This window comes from Streptomyces tibetensis (genome assembly GCF_040647715.1).
In the GTDB taxonomy this organism is placed as follows: domain Bacteria; phylum Actinomycetota; class Actinomycetes; order Streptomycetales; family Streptomycetaceae; genus Streptomyces; species Streptomyces tibetensis_A.
Genome location: NZ_JBEZCR010000022.1, coordinates 1 through 15,229, shown reverse-complemented (window position 1 = coordinate 15,229; position 15,229 = coordinate 1). Strand labels below are relative to the sequence as shown.

The following is a 15,229-nucleotide window of genomic DNA, read 5'->3' as shown; positions in this document are numbered from 1 at the left end:
CCAACTCTCACCATGAAACGGCAAGGACGGCGGCCGTCCGCGCATTCGGGCATACGTTCTGGCGCGTGAACTCACATGCCACCTCCCACAGAGGCACCGGCCCTGAACCGCACCCCTTCGCCGGTTCACAGCCCTCCGCCGGCGGTACCGTCCGCCGGACCCTGCTGCGCACCGCGCTGACCGGGGCCGCGGCCCTGGGTGCGGGCGTCGGTGCAGCCCGCCCGGCCACCGCCGCGCCCGCCGGCTCCCGACCCGCTGAGCCCCGCCCCGGCACCCCGGACGAGGCGCTGAGGGAACTGACCGCGGGCAACCGCCGCTGGCAGGCCTTCCGCGAACGCCATCCGCACGAGAACCCGGCCATACGGCGGACGTTGGCCACCGCACAGCACCCCTTCGCGGTCGTGCTCGGCTGCATCGACTCGCGCGTGCCCCCGGAACTGGTCTTCGACCAGGGTCTGGGCGACCTGATGACCGTGCGCACCGCCGGCGAGGTCCTCGACGAGGCCGTGCTCGGCAGCGTCGCCTACGGGGTCCTGGAGCTAGGGATACCGCTGGTCGTCGTCCTCGGCCACCAGTCGTGCGGCGCCGTGCGCGCCGCGGTGTCGGCTGAGCAGTCGGGAGAGCGACTGCCCGCCCACATGCAGTACCTCGTCGACCAGATAGGCCCCGCCATAGACCATGGCCAGGAAGGGGACGCCCGGATCGACGCGACGGTGAGTGCCAACGTCCGGCTCGTGCGCTCCCGGCTGGCCGCGGAACCCGAACTCGCAGCCAGGATCGGCACCGGCAAGCTGGCCATCGTCGGCGCCCGCTACGAACTCACGACCCAGGTCGTCCACCGCCTCGCCTGAGGCACAGCCGGCCCGGTCCGCCGCTCACCACGGCGGACCGGGCTGTTCCGTCACACCCGGAGCGGATTGAAACGGGCCGCGGCCATCAGGTACCAGGCCGTCGCCCCGGTGTGCCGGTACGGGTAGTAACCGAAACCGAAGCCCGTATCCAGCGGGCTGCTGGCGGACACGACCCCGCTGCGCCCGGGCAGGGCCTTCCCCCCGACGGTCTGTCCGTCGCCCAGGAGATCCTGCGCCCGCTCGATCGAGGCGAGCAGACGCCCGGCACGCGCCTCGTCGCCACGCGCCCCACGATCGCGCAGGGAGAGCGCGAGGTGCGCCGTTCCCTCGAACCACACGCCGTTGCGGTCGGGCCGCGGCTGGCCGTCGGCGATCGGGGCGTCCTCGTTCGCCAGGAGACTCGCCGAACTGAAGGTGACCCCCTCGTACGACTGCCCGGCGGGCACCGTGCTGTTCGTGCGCCCGGAGTGGTCCAGGACGGCCAGCTCGGCCACGGCCCAGTCCAGCGACCGGGAGTGGCGGCGGGAGTCCAGTGCGAGGTGGGTCCAGGTCTGGGTGTCCTCCGGAACCGGGGACTTGTTGACCGTCACACCGTCGTTCGTGCCGGTGTAGAAGAAACCCCCGGAGGGCTCCCACATCCGGCGCACGAACGCCTCGGCCCGGCCGCGCCGCTCGAGCCACACCCGGTCGCCGGTCAGCCGGGCGAGGCGGCCGAACAGGCAGACCAGGTCGGTGTTGTGCTCGGTCGAGGTGAACGGCAGCTTCTGATTCGCCCCGTCCACCCCGAACTTGTAGCCGCCGAGGGGTTCGTCGGTCCGGCCGGTCCGCTCGATCCACTCGCCGATCCGCACCGCACCGTCGAGGAAGCGCCGCGCCCCGGTGCGGCGGGCCAGGGCGCCGAGTGCGATGCCCGCCCAGGCCATGTCGCCCACGGCCGTTCCGGTGAAGCCGAACTGCGTCCCGACATTGGCGGTGCCGTCGGCCCGTACGAAGCCGTCGGGTTGGGGTGAGCCGTCGTAGAAGGTGTACGGCCCGACGTTGTAGGCCTGCCGGAGCCTGCCGTCGTCGTACGTCGGGTCGTGACGCTGGGCGTGGAGCAGGGCGTCGCCCAGCGCCTGGGCCCTGGTCAGGCCGGCCGGGGTCCGGGCCGCGAGGTGGGCCAGGAGCGCGAGGGCGTTGTCGTAGGTGAACGCGGTGCTGAACAGTCCGGCTTGGTCGGTGTAGCTCTGCGTCAGGCGCAGGTCGCCGTGCTCTTGGTAGGCGTCCATGGCGGCGGCGAGAAAGGCGCGCCCCCGGGCCGGGGCCGATGCGGGGCGGGACCCGGTGGAGCCGGCCGCGAAAGCCTGATCCGAGGCGGCGGTGAGCCCTGCGGCACTGACGCCGAGTCCGGCACCGATCAGCGAACGCCGACTGAGAGCCGGGCCTTGTCTGCCAGTCATGAATCTCCCTTGAGAGCGCTCTCACCCAATGGCCGCTCATTGTGCTGGCGCTCCGGGGCGGGGTCAACGCTTGGTTCGGAGGGGAGAGTTGCGCAGCAGGGCGAGGGGGGAGTGGGTCACTCGCAGACGATCTCGTCACGCGGGGTGTAGTGGGTGCGGTACGGCTCCCGCTTCACTTCCCGGCCGTCGTCGTAGAAGACCCGCTCCACGGTGACGTCGAAGCCTTCGAGCGGTGTCTGTGGCACGCACTCCTTGTCGTGACTCACCTTCTTCTCCGGCTGCTTCACCTCGGTGCGCGGACCCGTGACGGACTTGATCTCGTCGTACGTGCGGGTGCCGAGGAAGGAGACGGTGACGGAGGTGTCGGTGGACTCGGCCTGGATGTAGACGGCCTTGCCGGAGTCGTTGGTGAACCGCAGATCCAGGCTGCCCCAGGCGACCGTCGCCTCGCGGCCCTCCGGGTAGCGCTCGATGTAGAACGAGTGCGCTCCGTGCTCCACGGGCTTGACCCCGGCGAAGAACAGCGCGTTGTACACGGTCGTCGCCACGGACGAGACCCCGCCGCCGGCGGCCTTGGTGAACTTGTCGTCGAGGATGATGATGCCGTCCATGAAGCCGTTGGCCTTGGTGCGCTCACCGACGGTCCGGTTGAAGCTCCAGGTCTCGTCCGGCTGGACCACGGAGCCGTTGATGAGCTGCACGGCCCGGCCTATGTTCTTCGTGCGGTACTCGGCCGGTTCGAAGTGGACGGTGAAGGAGGACATCGTCTCCGTCAGCCCCAGCCGCGCGGCGTTCTCGCGTGTCACCTCCGGCTGGGTCCGGCGTACCTCCACCTCACCACTGCGGTCGGCGCCCGATCCGGTGAGCAGGGGCAGTACGGCCTTGCCCAGCGCCTTGTCGCCGACCGACCGACCCACCGTGGCGTCCTGGACCACCACTGCCTTGTCGCCCTCCGCCCGTAGCTTCGCGTTCTCGGCGGTCGTGGTGATGTCGTCCAGTGGGCCGGCCACGGCGGGCTCGGCGCGCAGGCCCTTCGCGTCGAGTTGCGGTCCGAGCCTGCCGCTGCCGTCCGGCCGCATGGTCAGATGCTCGCCCAGGGTGTCCGGGCCGACGGCGAACCGCCTGCCGGCCGCGGTGAGCGTGACGGGGCCCGACATGGCCGGTTCCGCGAAGGTGCGCACCGCCCGCCGTACCTCGTCGGCCGTGACCTTCGGCCGGGTCTCGCGGGCGGGCAGGGGAGTGGCCGTACCGGTGCCGCCCCGCAGGAAGGCCTCGCGCAGCGGCTCGACCGCGGCGTTCACGTCCAGCGCGTAGCCCGTCCGCGGTGCGACGGTCCTCACGCGCCCCGCGTCGAAGTCCACGGCACCGTCCCTGACCTTCTGGTCGAGCCCCTTCGCCAGCTGCCCGAGTGCCGCCCGGGCCTTGCCCTCGTCGAGGTGTACGACCGGTTCGATGTCCCCACCCGAGCGGAAGAACCCGCCGAACACGCTGAACGGATCGGCGCCGGTGCGCGCTGCCCGGTCGACGGTCTCCTGGACGTCGTAGGACAGGCCCGCACGCTCCGGCACGACCCTGCCGGTGCGCTCACCGACCTTCACGGACAGCTCCCGGGTACCTGCCGGACCCAGCTCCCGTTCCAGCTTCGCCACCGCCTCAGCGCGGCTCAGCCCGCCGATGTCCACCCCGCGCACGGTCGTGCCGGAGTCGATGTGGCCGCCCGTGAGGACCAGCCCGGCGAGATACAGACCGCCGACCCCGACGGCCAGCGCGCCGCCGGCCAGGGCGACGGGCGGGAGGGAGGTGATGCGCGGGACAAGTGGTGTGCGGGGGCGCATGGGTCTCCTGAAGATCGATACGAGGGTGCACCCGAGGACGCGACGATGCGCGGGCAAACACATCAAGCTATCCACACATCAGGGGCAAACCGATATGGCCCAGACCACTTATGTCCGAGATCATTCCGAATCGGCGAATACGGCCCTCCCGCCCGGCCCGGCCACAGAGTGATAACGGCGAACAACGAACGGGGCGTCGGCACGGTCTAGGCCACCATGAAGATCTCTTTCCTGATCCACAACGCCTACGGAATCGGAGGCACGATCACCACCACGTTCAACCTGGCCGGGGCCCTGGCCGAGCGGCACGACGTGGAGATCGTCTCCGCTTTACGCCACCGGGAACGCCCCCACCTCGTCCTGGACCCGCGAGTGCGGCTGCGGGCGCTGGTGGACCTGCGCAAGGAGGCGGACGACCCGCTGCACCAAAGACCGGCGAAGGTGTTCCCGCCCGCCGAGTACCGTCACCACCAGTACAGCGAGCTGACCGACCGGCGCATCGGCGAGTGCCTCGAACGGCTCGACGCCGATGTCGTCATCGGCACCCGCCCGGGCCTGAACGTGCACATCGCCCGCCAGGCCCCGCAGCACGTCCTGCGGGTCGGCCAGGAGCACCTCACGCTGGACAACCACTCGCCGCGGCTGCGCACCGCCCTGCGACGCGCCTATCGCCGGCTCGACGTGATCACCACGGTCACGGAAGCGGACGCGGCCGCCTACCGGCGCAAGATGTGGCTGCCCGGCGTCCACGTCGAGGCCCTCCCCAACAGCGTCCCTGACCCCGGACTGCCGCCCGCGGACAGCACGGCCAAGGTGGTGATCGCAGCGGGCCGCCTGGTGCCGGTCAAGCGCTACGACCTCCTCATCGAGGCGTTCGCCAAGGTAGCCGCGGCGTACCCGGACTGGCAGCTGCGCATCTACGGCAAAGGCGAGGAGCAGGCCAACCTGCGCCGGCTCATCGAGCGGCTCGGGTTGTGGAACAACGTGTTCCTGATGGGGGCCGCCACCCCCATGGAGGCCGAGTGGGCCAAGGGATCGATCGGCGCGGCCGCCTCCAACTTCGAGCCGTTCGGCATGACCATCGTCGAGGCCATGCGCTGCGGGCTGCCCGTCGTCAGCACGGACTGCCCCTACGGTCCCGGCGAGATCATCGAGGACGGGACCGACGGCCGGCTCGTCCCGGTCGGGGACCGTGACGCGCTCGCCGCTGCCCTGCTGGAACTCGTCGGCGACGACGAGCGCCGTCGCCGCATGAGCCGGGCCGCTCTGGACAACGCGCGCCGCTTCGCGCCCGGCCCCGTCGTCGCACAGGCCGAAGGCCTGCTGGAGACCGCAGCCGCGGCCAAGAGCACCGGCGCCTCGGCCACCCCGCAGAACCATCGCACCCGCAGCCCCCTGGTCGGCCGGGGTCACGCGGCCCGGGACGCCGCCCATGCCGCCGCCACCGGCGTACTGCGCTCGATACGGAAGGGACGCCGATGAGCACCCCGGAGGACAAGCCGACCCCCACCCACGAGGGCACGCCGCCGAGCGCGCCGCACGGGGGCGATATGCCGGCCGCGCCGCACGCGGGCGCGCCGGGGAGCGCGATGCCGAGCGCGCCGCACGAGGGCGCCGGGGGGAGCGCGATGCCGAGCGCGCCGCACGACACCCACCCGCGGGCTCACTGCACGATCGACGCCGACGGCCGGATCACCTTCCGGCTGCCGCCGACCTCCGCCGCACACCCCCGGCTGCTCCTGCGGCTGCGGCCCAAGAAGGGCCTGCCCGAGACGACCGTCCACGTCCTCGATCTGGAGACCGACCGGGCCGACGGCCACCGGCACGCCGTACTGGAACCACGCCCGGTCCTCGACGAGGGCCGCTGGGACGTCTACCTGCTGCCGGAAACCGGTGCCGAGCGCCGACGGCTGCGCCCCGGCCTGCGCGACCTGCGCACCCTCGTCGACGGTCACCTGCGAGAGCGCCCCTCGCCGGTCGCGGTCCGGATCCCGTACGCCACGAAGGACGGCTTCCTCGCCCTCCGGACATGGCGGCGCACCGCCCACGCGGAGGCCCGCGGCATCGACTTCACGGACCGGACCATGACGGTCACGGCCCGCCTGCACGGTGCCGAGCTGCACGAGGACGCCACCGTTCGTCTGCGCCTGCGGGGCACCGACACCGTACGCACCCTCGTCCCCCGGTTCGACGGCGACGGCAGGGGCTTCTCCTTCACCGCCGGTCCCGGGGACCTGACCGGAGAGGGCGCAGGAACGACCGGGATCTGGGACGTCTTCGTCCGTCCCACCGCCGAGGCACGGCCCGTCAGGGTCGGCCGGCTGCTCGACGACGTGGCGGACCGCAAGCACGTGTACGTCTACCCGCCGATCGAGGCGGACGGCCACAGCCTCCGCCCTTACTACACCGTCGACAACGACCTCGCGATAGAGGTGACGTAAGACCGATTCGCCGAAATGCCCGAAATGAAAATTCCTGGAGTTTCGGATGGCCGTTTCGGTGATGCGCCGCGACAGACGTGTGTGGATTTTGTGCGAAGCAACGGCAAAAGGGGGCAGGGGCTCGTTCTCAACAGTCGCAAAACGGAAGGGGACTTGCGGCTATAAGCAAACTCAAGTACCTAGATGAACCATGAACCTGTTCAACCGCGTTGTGCCGTCCCGTCGGCAGACGCCGCTCCCCCCACAGCGCCCCACCGGCGCACCGGCATCCTCCACTGCCGTGCTGCCGGACCCTCACCTGGCGGATCTGTCCGGTGAATGGGTCGTCGACCCCGCGCACAGCAGGATCGGCTTCTCCGTCCGGCATGCCATGGTGACCACCGTGCGCGGTTGTTTCCTGGAGTACGAAAGTCGCCTCTACTTCGACGCGCACGACCCCGCACGGTCACGGGCCGACATCACTCTGTTCACCTCCAGCGTCGACACCGGCGTGGAACAGCGGGATGCGCATCTGGTCGGCCGTGACTTCCTCGACGCCGCGACCTATCCGCGGATGCGCTTCACCAGCACGGCAGTGGAGCGGGCGGGCCCCGACCTGTTCAGCATGTCCGGCGATTTGACCATCAAAGGCGTCTCGCGCCCGGTGGTACTCGACATGACGTACATCGGAAATGTCACCGACCCCTTCGGCTACGACCGGGTCGGCTTCGACGGCACGACCACGATCAACCGCTCGGACTGGGGCCTGACCTACAACAGCAGGCTGGCCGAGGGCGGCGCGATGGTGAGCGAGAAGGTGCGCCTGCAGCTCGACATCGCTGCCATCCGCACGCCACCGTCGGGCGGCTGACCGCCCCAGGGCGCCTCAGGACTCCGCGTCGGCCCCGGCCACGACCCCGAACGTGGCCGGGCCGAGCACGAGCACCCCGTCGCTCAGCGGCGTGCACCGCACACCGCCATGGCCGCGCAGGGCGCGCTGCGCGCCCGGGCCGATGGTCACGTCCATCCAGGCGCAGGGTCGCGCGGGACGCTTCACGGCGAACAGCACCGGCCCGGTACCGCAGTCGAGTGCGATCGTGGAACCGACGCAGGAGTCGATGTCGACGCCGCCGAGCAGGATGTTCCGCCGGGTGTGCCGTAGATCGGCGTCGGCCGGGAGTCCCTCGGAGGCCATGATGGTCACCGCCGCGTTGCGGTGGGCGGGCCGGGCGTAGTAGCGGTCGCCGACCAGCCCCAGCCCACGACGTACCTCCACCCGCGTGACGCGCTCGTCGGACGGGCCGGGTGAGGGGCCGTCGGACGGCCGACCGGCCAGCCGGTGCGCGGGCGAGACCAGCAGCTGCAGCACCTCGACCTGGGTCATGCCGCCCAGCCTAGGACGTGCCCGGCGTCGGGGGGCGGGCGGGACCTTGCGGACACCCGAGGTCCCCGGGATCAGCGGGCCGGCAATCACTCCTCCTGCTGTCGCGCGAGCCCGCCGTCCTCCAGGGGTGTCCGGCTGTCCGCCGTCTCGCCCGCGGTGAGGTGCTCCAGTACCTCGACGAGCTCCTGGCAGGCGCGCTCCACGGAGCGTCGTGTGTAGATCTGCTCGGTGATCACCGCCGAGAGGATCAGGGCCGTGAGCGCCATCGCCCCGTTGAAGGCCTGCAGCTTCATCATCACCTCGACCCGGCTGAGCCGCGCGAACGGTCCGACCCGGTCGGTCGCCGCCACCGTGGTCATGACCGAGGCGAACAGCGCGCACAGCAGGCTGCCCGCCAGCTGGAAGCGCAGAGCCGCCCAGATCAGCAGGGGGTAGACGAGGAACAGCAGACTGATCGAGCTGTGCGCGGCCACCGGCACGAGGTAGCAGGCGATGACCGCGAGCCCCGCGGCCTCCTTCCAGCGCGACAGGGGTAACGGAAAGCGCACGCGGGACAGCAGGAGCAGCACCGGCGTGACGATGAGCACGCCCATCGCGTCACCGACCCACCAGGCGAGCCACACCGCCCAGAAGCCGGGCCACTCGATCCGGTCCGTGGCGATCAGGATGCCGGCGCCCGTGGTCGAGCTGATCAGCATGGCGGTGAAGGCACCCAGGAAGACCAGGGCGAGACCGTCCCGCAGCCGCGCGAGATCGGTGCGGAAGCCGGCCCGCCGGAGCAGCAGGTACCCGGCCACGGGGGCGGCCGTGTTGCCCGCCAGGACGCAGAGGGACGACGGTGTCAGGGAGGTGAGGGACAGGATGACGAAGAAGGCGCCCAGGGCGATCCCGGGCCAGCAGCGCAGTCCGAGCAGCAGCAGGCAAGCCACGGAGACGCCGGTGGGGGGCCAGATGGGCGTGACGACCGCGCCCTCGACGACGAGTTCCCGCAGCAGCCCCAGTTGCGCGGAAACGTAGTAGCAGGCGGCGACGGCCAGCGTCTGCAGAGCGACGACGACCGGCGTACGCAGATCCTGGCTACCCACCACAGCAGCCATGAGACACCGGAGCCGAGGCCTCGGCGAGGCGGGAGCGGCCGTCGTGCCGCCCTATGGCTGAGCGTCCGGCCCGTCGAGACCGACCACCAGGACGGCGGCGTCGTCGTCGTGCCCCACGCGCTCGGCGCCCTTGATCACGGCGGCCGCGAGAGCGTCCACGTCCATGCCCGCCACGGCGGCGATGCCCGCGAGGCGGGTCACCTGGTCGAGGCCCTCCTCCAGCCGCATGGACGGCCCCTCCACGACACCGTCCGTCAGCAGGACGAACACCCCGCCCGTGGTGAGCTCGTACCGGGTGACCGGGTAGCGCGTCCCGGCCTGCACTCCGAGGGGCGGCCCGCCCTCGTCCTCGGTGAGCCCGGACTTCCCGTCCGCTGTCGCCCAGACGCAGGGCAGATGCCCGGCCCGGGCGCTCTCCAGCACCCCGGCACACGGGTCGAGCCGCATGAACGTGCAGGTGGCGAAGAGGTCGGAGCCCAGGGACACCAGCAGATCGTTGGTCCGCGCCAGCACCTCGCCCGGATCGCTGGTGACCGACGCCAGGGCCCGCAGCCCGGCCCGCACCTGCCCCATGAAGGCGGCGGCCTCGATGTTGTGGCCCTGGACGTCGCCGATGGACAGACCGATCCGGCCGTCGCCCAGGGTGAAGGCGTCGTACCAGTCGCCGCCCACGTTGAGGCCCCGGTACGCGGGCGCGTACCGCACGGCCAGATGCAGCCGGCGGGCCGTGGGCAGGTCGCGCGGCAACATGCCGCGCTGCAGTGCGATCGCCAGCTCGACCCGGGACCTCTGCATCTCGGCCTGCGCACGCGCCTGAGCCGTCAGTGCCCCGAGCCTGGTCAGCAGCTCGTCGCCGTCGTCCGTCGTGCCGGTGCGGGACATGGTTCACTCCGGCGGGGGTGGCCACGGTAGGGGACGACCCGAGAAGGCAAATCACCCTATTTGCGTCCATAGGATGATACTCAGGCGAACGTCGCCGCGACGACTTCAGGGCTCCCGGGAGCTCTCAGCTCCCCTCCGGTGAGGCCCCGGCATCCCTGCGACCGCCCCACCGCTCCCCTCGGGCCTGACGGTTGCGGGAAACCTCCCTGCCCGGAGCCCATTCGTCCGGGTGCTCCCGTGCCTGGGCCACGGCCTGCCGCAACACCCCGGACAGCCGCTGCTCGGCGTCCGGGGCGGCGCACAGCACCCGGAGAGCGTGTTCCAGGTGCCGACGCCCCGGCCCGCGCCACCACAGCAGATCGCAGATCCGGGCTGCCGCACCTCCCACTGACGCCCGGGTGACTCTGTCCGCCCTCCGGCGGCACGCACGGCCGTACCGCGCCAGCGGCCGGGACGAGGGGCGCACCAGGCGCGCCGCGTCGACCACCGTGCCGACCAGCACCGGTGCGAAGGCACGGCCCGAGGGGTGGGCGTCCGCGAGGTCCGCGGCCAGTGGCCACAAGGCGTGCCGGGCACCGTCACCGACGCTGTCGTTGACGACGCGCGCCAGGGCCGCGAGCGCCGGATGCGCCCCGGCCGGGCTGTCGGTGAACCGGCCGGAGGACAGCAGCGCTGCGGCCTCCATCAGACAGGCGCCGTCCTCCGGGTGCAGATGGGCGAAGCGCCCGGGTGACGGGAGGCCGTCCGGTGCCCCGGCGGGCGACTGCGCGGACCTCCGGCGGCCGGGAAGAGCGGTCATGGACGGCCTCCGGATGTGATCACAGACCGGTGACGGCGTGCAGCAGCAGATAGAGCGCCGCTGCCGGGATCCCCGCGCCGGGAAACGTGAGGATCCAGGCGGTACCGATCGAACGGGCCACCTGCCAGCGTACGGCGGAGAAGCGCCGGGTGGCGCCGGCACCGAGAATGGCCGCGGTGATCGTCTGGGTGGTGGAGATCGGCGCCTTCACCAGGAACGCGGTCGTGTAGAGCACCGCCGCGGCCGCGGTCTCGGCGGCGAACCCGCGCGGCGGATCGAGGTGCACGATGCGCCGCCCGAGGGTGGTGATGATGCGACGCCCCCCGGTGTACGTACCGGCCGCCATGGCGATCGCCACGGCGGCGATGACCCACACCGGCACCGAGAAGTCCTCCTGCCAGCCGGCCGTGACCAGCGCCAGCACGATGACCCCCATGGTTTTCTGCGCGTCCTGCAACCCGTGCCCCAGACCCATGGCGGCTGCCGAGACACTCTGCGCCGCACGGAAGCGCCGCATGGTGCGCCGAGGTGCCGAACGCCGGAACACCCACAGGATGCCCGTGTGCAGGAGGTACCCCAGCACCACGCCGACCAGCGGGGACAGCAGCATCGGCAGGACGACCTTGTCCAGGATCCCCGACCAGTGCACCGTGGCGGACGCGGCGAGCGCGGCACCGACCAGCCCCCCGATCAGGGCGTGCGAGGACGAGGTGGGCAGCCCCCGCCACCAGGTGAAGACGTTCCAGCCGATGGCGCCCAGGAGCGCACACAGGACGAGCAGCAGCCCCGAGGTCGCCTCGGGCGCCCCGATGATGCCGCTGCCGACGGTCTGGGCGACCCCGGTGCCCAGGAAGGCGCCGCAGAAGTTCATCACCGCGGCCATGGCCAGCGCCAGGCGGGGCGTCAGGGCCCTGGTGGAGATCGAGGTGGCGATCGCGTTCGCGGCGTCGTGGAAGCCGTTGGTGAAGTCGAACGTCAGACCCACGACGATGATCAGCACCACGAGAGTGAGCTCCATGCCCGATCACCTTTCGACACCCGGCCGCACGGTTCCATCGTGCGCCTCCAGGGCGGAGCGGGCTGTGCGACTACGCCACGTGAGGCGGCCCCCGGGACGGAACGCACTGACAGGGATGCCCAGCTTTACGGTGTCTTGATGCGATCTGTACCTACATGGGCGCTGGCGTCATCGGGGTTCGCCCCGGTTTTCCTGATCATGGGCTGGGTGTTGGCGGCAGCGTTGCAGGGCTCCCCGTACGACCCCGCCGCCCAGACGATCAGCGTCCTGGCGGCTCCCGGAAACTCGGGGTCCTGGGTGATGACGGCGGCGTTCGTCGCCCTGGGGTTCTGTCACCTGCTGACGGCCTGGGGGTTGCGCCCGGCGGCGACGGCGGGACGGATGGCCCTGGCCGCCGGAGGTGTGTCGGCGCTCGCGGTGGCCGTCGTCCCGGCGCCGAGCAGCGGTGGTTCGCTGAGCCACGGTTCGGACGCGGCCGTCGGCTTCGCCGTCCTGGCGGCATGGCCCGTGCTGGCCGCCCGGGCCGGTGCCGCCGTGCCGTGGGCCCTGCGCCCCTTTCCCTCCCTGGGGGCGACGGCCGTCATGGCGGCCGGCGCGACCTGGTTCCTGATCGAGCTGCACCTCCACGGCGTGGCCGGGGTCGCCGAGCGCGCCGTGACGACCCTCCAGTCGGTCTGGCCTTTCGTGGTCGTCGTCTCCTGCCTGCGGGGGTCCCTGCGCGACGGGTGCCCGGGCTGATCGAGTGCTCCCGATGTGTTGACAGGTACGGACCAAGGCGCAACTCTGAGAGCGCTCTCAGAACAATTGACCGTCGAACGGAGGCAGAGCGTGTTGCGAACTCTCAGGCGCCGGGCCACAGCCGCGGGGGCGTCCCTGGCCACGGTCCTCGCCGGCTCACTGCTGGCGACCGGAACGGGTGCGCCGGCCCATGCCGCCGTTCCGGCGACGATCCCTCTGAAGATCACCAACAACTCGGCCCGTGGCGACCGGGTGTACGTCTACAACCTCGGCACGGACCTCTCGACCGGACGGCAGGGGTGGGCCGACGCAGGCGGCACCTTCCACCCTTGGCCGGCCGGCGGCAACCCGCCGACTCCCGCTCCCGACGCCTCGATCCCTGGCCCGGCGGCAGGGCAGTCGGCCACGATCCGCATGCCGAAGTTCTCCGGACGCGTGTACTTCTCCTACGGCCAGAAACTGGTCTTCAAGCTCACCACCGGAGGCCTGGTCCAGCCGGCCGTGCAGAATCCGACCGACCCCAACCGGAACATCCTGTTCAACTGGTCGGAGTACACGCTCAACGACTCGGGCCTGTGGATCAACAGCACACAGGTCGACATGTTCTCCGCTCCCTACGCGGTGGGAGTGCAGCGAGCCGACGGCAGCACCGCGAGCACCGGACGGCTCAAGGCCGGCGGCTACAACGGCTTCTTCAACGCCCTCAGGGGGCAGCCCGGAGGCTGGGCCGGCCTGATCCAGACCCGTCCGGACGGCACCGTGCTGCGTGCCCTGTCGCCGCTGTACGGTCTGGAGACCGGCGCTCTGCCGGCCACCGTGATGGACGACTACATCAACCGCGTCTGGCAGAGGTACGCCACCACGCCCCTGACGGTCACCCCGTTCGCCGATCGGCCAGGCACCAAGTTCTACGGCCGGGTCTCGGGCGGCGTCATGAACTTCACCGACAGCACCGGAGCGGTCGTCACCGGTTTCCAGAAGCCGGACGCCTCCTCCGTCTTCGGCTGCCACGGACGGCTCGACGCCCCGAACGACCAGGTGCGCGGCCCGATCTCCCGCACGCTGTGTGCCGGATTCAACCGCTCCACCCTGCTGGTCAATCCCAACCAGCCCGATGCCGGCGCCTCCGACTTCTACAAGGACAACGTCACCAACCACTACGCGCGCAAGATCCACGCCCAGATGGCGGACGGAAAGGCTTACGCCTTCGCCTTCGACGACGTCGGTCACCATGAATCGCTCGTCCACGATGGCAACCCCCGCCAGGCCTATCTCACGCTCGACCCCCTCAACTGATCTGTCTTTCCGTGCCGCTGGTGCCACGAACCGATCGTGGCACCAGCGGCCGTTCGCGTGAACGCGCTCGACGTCGTGATCAACGTCGCGTCGTCGAAACCAAGTTGGCTGTTCATCAGTTGTGAAAATCAATTACAACTTTGCCATTCCTTGGTGTAGCCGGACCGTCGATTACATGAGCCTCATGGGCATCACGGGTGACCGCAAGCCCTGCCGGAACAAGGGTCATTGTGGCCGCTTTCCCCCCACGCACCACCGAGAGGCAACAACGATGACGATGAAGCACACCCTGCGGTACGGCAGCCGCACGCTCGTGTTGGCGGCGACCGCACTGGGCTTGATCACGACGGCCGTGCCGGCCGCGGCCGGGGAACAACCCACCGCGGAGCAGATCATGGCCGACTGCGCTTCCGGAGAAGGCAAGTGCAGCTTCAATGCCCCGCAACTCGGCAAGGCCTATCTCGGTGAGTGGGGCCACTACTACTGGTTCGTGCCCGACACCGTCACCGGCCCGGCTCCGAACGGCACGGACGGCAAGCACAGCGCGGTCGTGGTCAAGTCCCGCTCCATGACGGCCGACGAGAAGACGCTGTGCGCCGGTGGCTCCACCCGCAACAAGGTGTTCACCCGCAGCAGCTGATCCTGCCCGCCCTGGCAGTGGGGCTCACCGTGCCTGCTTCGGGCCGCGATGGAAGAGAGACGTGGACCAGAGGTAGCCGAGTACGGCCAGCCCCACGCACCAGACCACCGCCAGCCATCCGTTGTGACCGATGTCGGTGCCGAGCAGCAGGCCGCGCAGGGTCTCGATGGCCGGGGTGAACGGCTGGTACCGGGCGATCGGCTGGAACCAGCCCGGCATCGCGTCGACCGGTACGAAGGCGCTGGACAGCAGCGGAAGGATCATCAGCGGCATCGCGTTGTTGCCGGCCGCCTCGGCGTTCGGGCTGACCAGACCCATACCGACGGCGATCCAGGTGAGCGCCAGGGAGACCAGGATCAGGAGCCCGACCGCCAGGATCCATTCCTGGACGGTGGCGTCCGTGGTCCGGAACCCGATCGCCACCGCCACGGCCCCGACGAGCACAGCACTCGCCACACACTGCAGCACGCTGCCGAGGACGTGCCCGACGAGCACCGACCCGCGGTGGATCGCCATGGTGCGGAAGCGGGCGATGATGCCCTCGTTCATGTCCATGGCAACGGACACCGCGCTGCCGATCGTGGTACCGCCGATGGTCAGCATCAGGATGCCCGGGACGAGATACGCGAGGTACTCGGACCGATCGCCCCCACCGCCGATGCCGGCGCTCATGGTGTCGCCGAAGATGTACACGAAGAGCAGCAACAGCATGATCGGGGTGAGCAGGAGGTTCAAGGTGAGGGAGGGGTAGCGCCGGGCGTGCAGGAGGTTGCGGCGCAGCATGGTGGAGGAGTCGCGCAGCGCGAGGCCGAGGGAACTCATCGGGCGTT

At 70.7% G+C, this 15,229-nt stretch carries 15 protein-coding genes; 7 read left to right on the top strand and 8 right to left on the bottom strand.

The features are described 5' to 3' along the window. Positions 1 to 65 precede the first annotated feature (65 nt). The gene (locus AB0B29_RS36580) at positions 66 to 851 is read left to right on the top strand and encodes a carbonic anhydrase (RefSeq protein ID WP_362246870.1); all 786 of its coding nucleotides are present in this window, start codon (positions 66 to 68) and stop codon (positions 849 to 851) included. Positions 852 to 901: 50 nt separating this feature from the next. On the opposite strand, the gene AB0B29_RS36575 is transcribed toward AB0B29_RS36580, so the two are convergent. Together AB0B29_RS36575 and AB0B29_RS36570 are read right to left on the bottom strand one after the other, a co-directional pair. Beyond that, entirely contained in the window at positions 902 to 2,290 is a 1,389-nt protein-coding gene (locus tag AB0B29_RS36575) for a Tat pathway signal sequence domain protein (RefSeq protein WP_362246868.1), read from the bottom strand. 116 nt (positions 2,291 to 2,406) lie between these two features. Then, positions 2,407 to 4,125 carry a VanW family protein gene (locus tag AB0B29_RS36570; RefSeq protein WP_362246866.1) on the bottom strand — a complete coding sequence of 573 codons (1,719 nt, stop codon included), beginning with the start codon at positions 4,123 to 4,125 and terminating at the stop codon, positions 2,407 to 2,409. Positions 4,126 to 4,341: 216 nt separating this feature from the next. Between AB0B29_RS36570 and AB0B29_RS36565 the strand changes: the two genes are divergently transcribed. The 3 genes from AB0B29_RS36565 to AB0B29_RS36555 all read left to right on the top strand — a co-directional run bounded on the left by AB0B29_RS36565 (position 4,342) and on the right by AB0B29_RS36555 (position 7,416). After that, complete coding sequence (locus AB0B29_RS36565; protein ID WP_362246864.1) at positions 4,342 to 5,607, top strand: glycosyltransferase family 4 protein; 1,266 nt, start codon at positions 4,342 to 4,344, stop codon at positions 5,605 to 5,607. A 146-nt stretch (positions 5,608 to 5,753) separates the two neighbouring features. Beyond that, complete coding sequence (locus AB0B29_RS36560; RefSeq protein WP_362246956.1) at positions 5,754 to 6,566, top strand: transferase; 813 nt, start codon at positions 5,754 to 5,756, stop codon at positions 6,564 to 6,566. A 190-nt stretch (positions 6,567 to 6,756) separates the two neighbouring features. Further along, a complete protein-coding gene (locus AB0B29_RS36555; RefSeq protein WP_362246862.1) occupies positions 6,757 to 7,416 on the top strand; it encodes a YceI family protein in 660 nt (219 codons plus the stop codon). A gap of 15 nt (positions 7,417 to 7,431) precedes the next feature. Here AB0B29_RS36555 and AB0B29_RS36550 read toward each other — a convergent pair whose 3' ends face one another. The 5 genes from AB0B29_RS36550 to AB0B29_RS36530 form a co-directional block, all read right to left on the bottom strand. Continuing rightward, the gene (locus tag AB0B29_RS36550; RefSeq protein ID WP_362246860.1) at positions 7,432 to 7,929 is read right to left on the bottom strand and encodes a molybdenum cofactor biosysynthesis protein; all 498 of its coding nucleotides are present in this window, start codon (positions 7,927 to 7,929) and stop codon (positions 7,432 to 7,434) included. 86 nt (positions 7,930 to 8,015) lie between these two features. Next, positions 8,016 to 9,017, bottom strand: a complete 1,002-nt coding sequence (locus tag AB0B29_RS36545) for an MASE1 domain-containing protein (protein ID WP_436845971.1) — start codon at positions 9,015 to 9,017, stop codon at positions 8,016 to 8,018. A gap of 60 nt (positions 9,018 to 9,077) precedes the next feature. Continuing rightward, entirely contained in the window at positions 9,078 to 9,908 is an 831-nt protein-coding gene (locus AB0B29_RS36540; RefSeq protein WP_362246856.1) for a PP2C family protein-serine/threonine phosphatase, read from the bottom strand. 124 nt (positions 9,909 to 10,032) lie between these two features. Beyond that, the gene (locus tag AB0B29_RS36535) at positions 10,033 to 10,707 is read right to left on the bottom strand and encodes a hypothetical protein (protein WP_362246854.1); all 675 of its coding nucleotides are present in this window, start codon (positions 10,705 to 10,707) and stop codon (positions 10,033 to 10,035) included. 19 nt (positions 10,708 to 10,726) lie between these two features. Then, positions 10,727 to 11,725, bottom strand: coding sequence for an inorganic phosphate transporter (locus AB0B29_RS36530; RefSeq protein ID WP_362246852.1), 999 nt, complete (start codon positions 11,723 to 11,725; stop codon positions 10,727 to 10,729). A gap of 138 nt (positions 11,726 to 11,863) precedes the next feature. Here AB0B29_RS36530 and AB0B29_RS36525 point away from each other — a divergent pair, with 138 nt between their 5' ends. From AB0B29_RS36525 to AB0B29_RS36515, 3 genes are all read left to right on the top strand, one after another. Then, entirely contained in the window at positions 11,864 to 12,463 is a 600-nt protein-coding gene (locus AB0B29_RS36525; RefSeq protein WP_362246850.1) for a DUF998 domain-containing protein, read from the top strand. Between the two features lie 90 nt (positions 12,464 to 12,553). Further along, entirely contained in the window at positions 12,554 to 13,759 is a 1,206-nt protein-coding gene (locus tag AB0B29_RS36520; RefSeq protein WP_362246848.1) for a glycoside hydrolase family 64 protein, read from the top strand. A 271-nt stretch (positions 13,760 to 14,030) separates the two neighbouring features. After that, positions 14,031 to 14,399 carry a hypothetical protein gene (locus tag AB0B29_RS36515; protein WP_362246846.1) on the top strand — a complete coding sequence of 123 codons (369 nt, stop codon included), beginning with the start codon at positions 14,031 to 14,033 and terminating at the stop codon, positions 14,397 to 14,399. Between the two features lie 24 nt (positions 14,400 to 14,423). Here the strand turns inward: AB0B29_RS36515 and AB0B29_RS36510 are convergent, their stop codons facing one another. Continuing rightward, the gene (locus AB0B29_RS36510) at positions 14,424 to 15,221 is read right to left on the bottom strand and encodes an ABC transporter permease (RefSeq protein ID WP_362246954.1); all 798 of its coding nucleotides are present in this window, start codon (positions 15,219 to 15,221) and stop codon (positions 14,424 to 14,426) included. Between the last annotated feature and the right edge of the window lie 8 nt (positions 15,222 to 15,229).

Excerpts from the sequence above, each read along its gene's own strand:
- AB0B29_RS36575 (WP_362246868.1), bottom strand. The coding sequence starts at position 2,290 with ATGACTGGCAGACAAGGCCCGGCTCTCAGTCGGCGTTCGCTGATCGGT.
- AB0B29_RS36570 (WP_362246866.1), bottom strand. The coding sequence starts at position 4,125 with ATGCGCCCCCGCACACCACTTGTCCCGCGCATCACCTCCCTCCCGCCC.
- AB0B29_RS36565 (WP_362246864.1), top strand. The coding sequence starts at position 4,342 with ATGAAGATCTCTTTCCTGATCCACAACGCCTACGGAATCGGAGGCACG.
- AB0B29_RS36560 (WP_362246956.1), top strand. The coding sequence starts at position 5,754 with ATGCCGAGCGCGCCGCACGACACCCACCCGCGGGCTCACTGCACGATC.
- AB0B29_RS36555 (WP_362246862.1), top strand. The coding sequence starts at position 6,757 with ATGAACCTGTTCAACCGCGTTGTGCCGTCCCGTCGGCAGACGCCGCTC.
- AB0B29_RS36550 (WP_362246860.1), bottom strand. The coding sequence starts at position 7,929 with ATGACCCAGGTCGAGGTGCTGCAGCTGCTGGTCTCGCCCGCGCACCGG.
- AB0B29_RS36540 (WP_362246856.1), bottom strand. The coding sequence starts at position 9,908 with ATGTCCCGCACCGGCACGACGGACGACGGCGACGAGCTGCTGACCAGG.
- AB0B29_RS36535 (WP_362246854.1), bottom strand. The coding sequence starts at position 10,707 with ATGACCGCTCTTCCCGGCCGCCGGAGGTCCGCGCAGTCGCCCGCCGGG.
- AB0B29_RS36530 (WP_362246852.1), bottom strand. The coding sequence starts at position 11,725 with ATGGAGCTCACTCTCGTGGTGCTGATCATCGTCGTGGGTCTGACGTTC.
- AB0B29_RS36525 (WP_362246850.1), top strand. The coding sequence starts at position 11,864 with ATGCGATCTGTACCTACATGGGCGCTGGCGTCATCGGGGTTCGCCCCG.
- AB0B29_RS36515 (WP_362246846.1), top strand. The coding sequence starts at position 14,031 with ATGACGATGAAGCACACCCTGCGGTACGGCAGCCGCACGCTCGTGTTG.
- AB0B29_RS36510 (WP_362246954.1), bottom strand. The coding sequence starts at position 15,221 with ATGAGTTCCCTCGGCCTCGCGCTGCGCGACTCCTCCACCATGCTGCGC.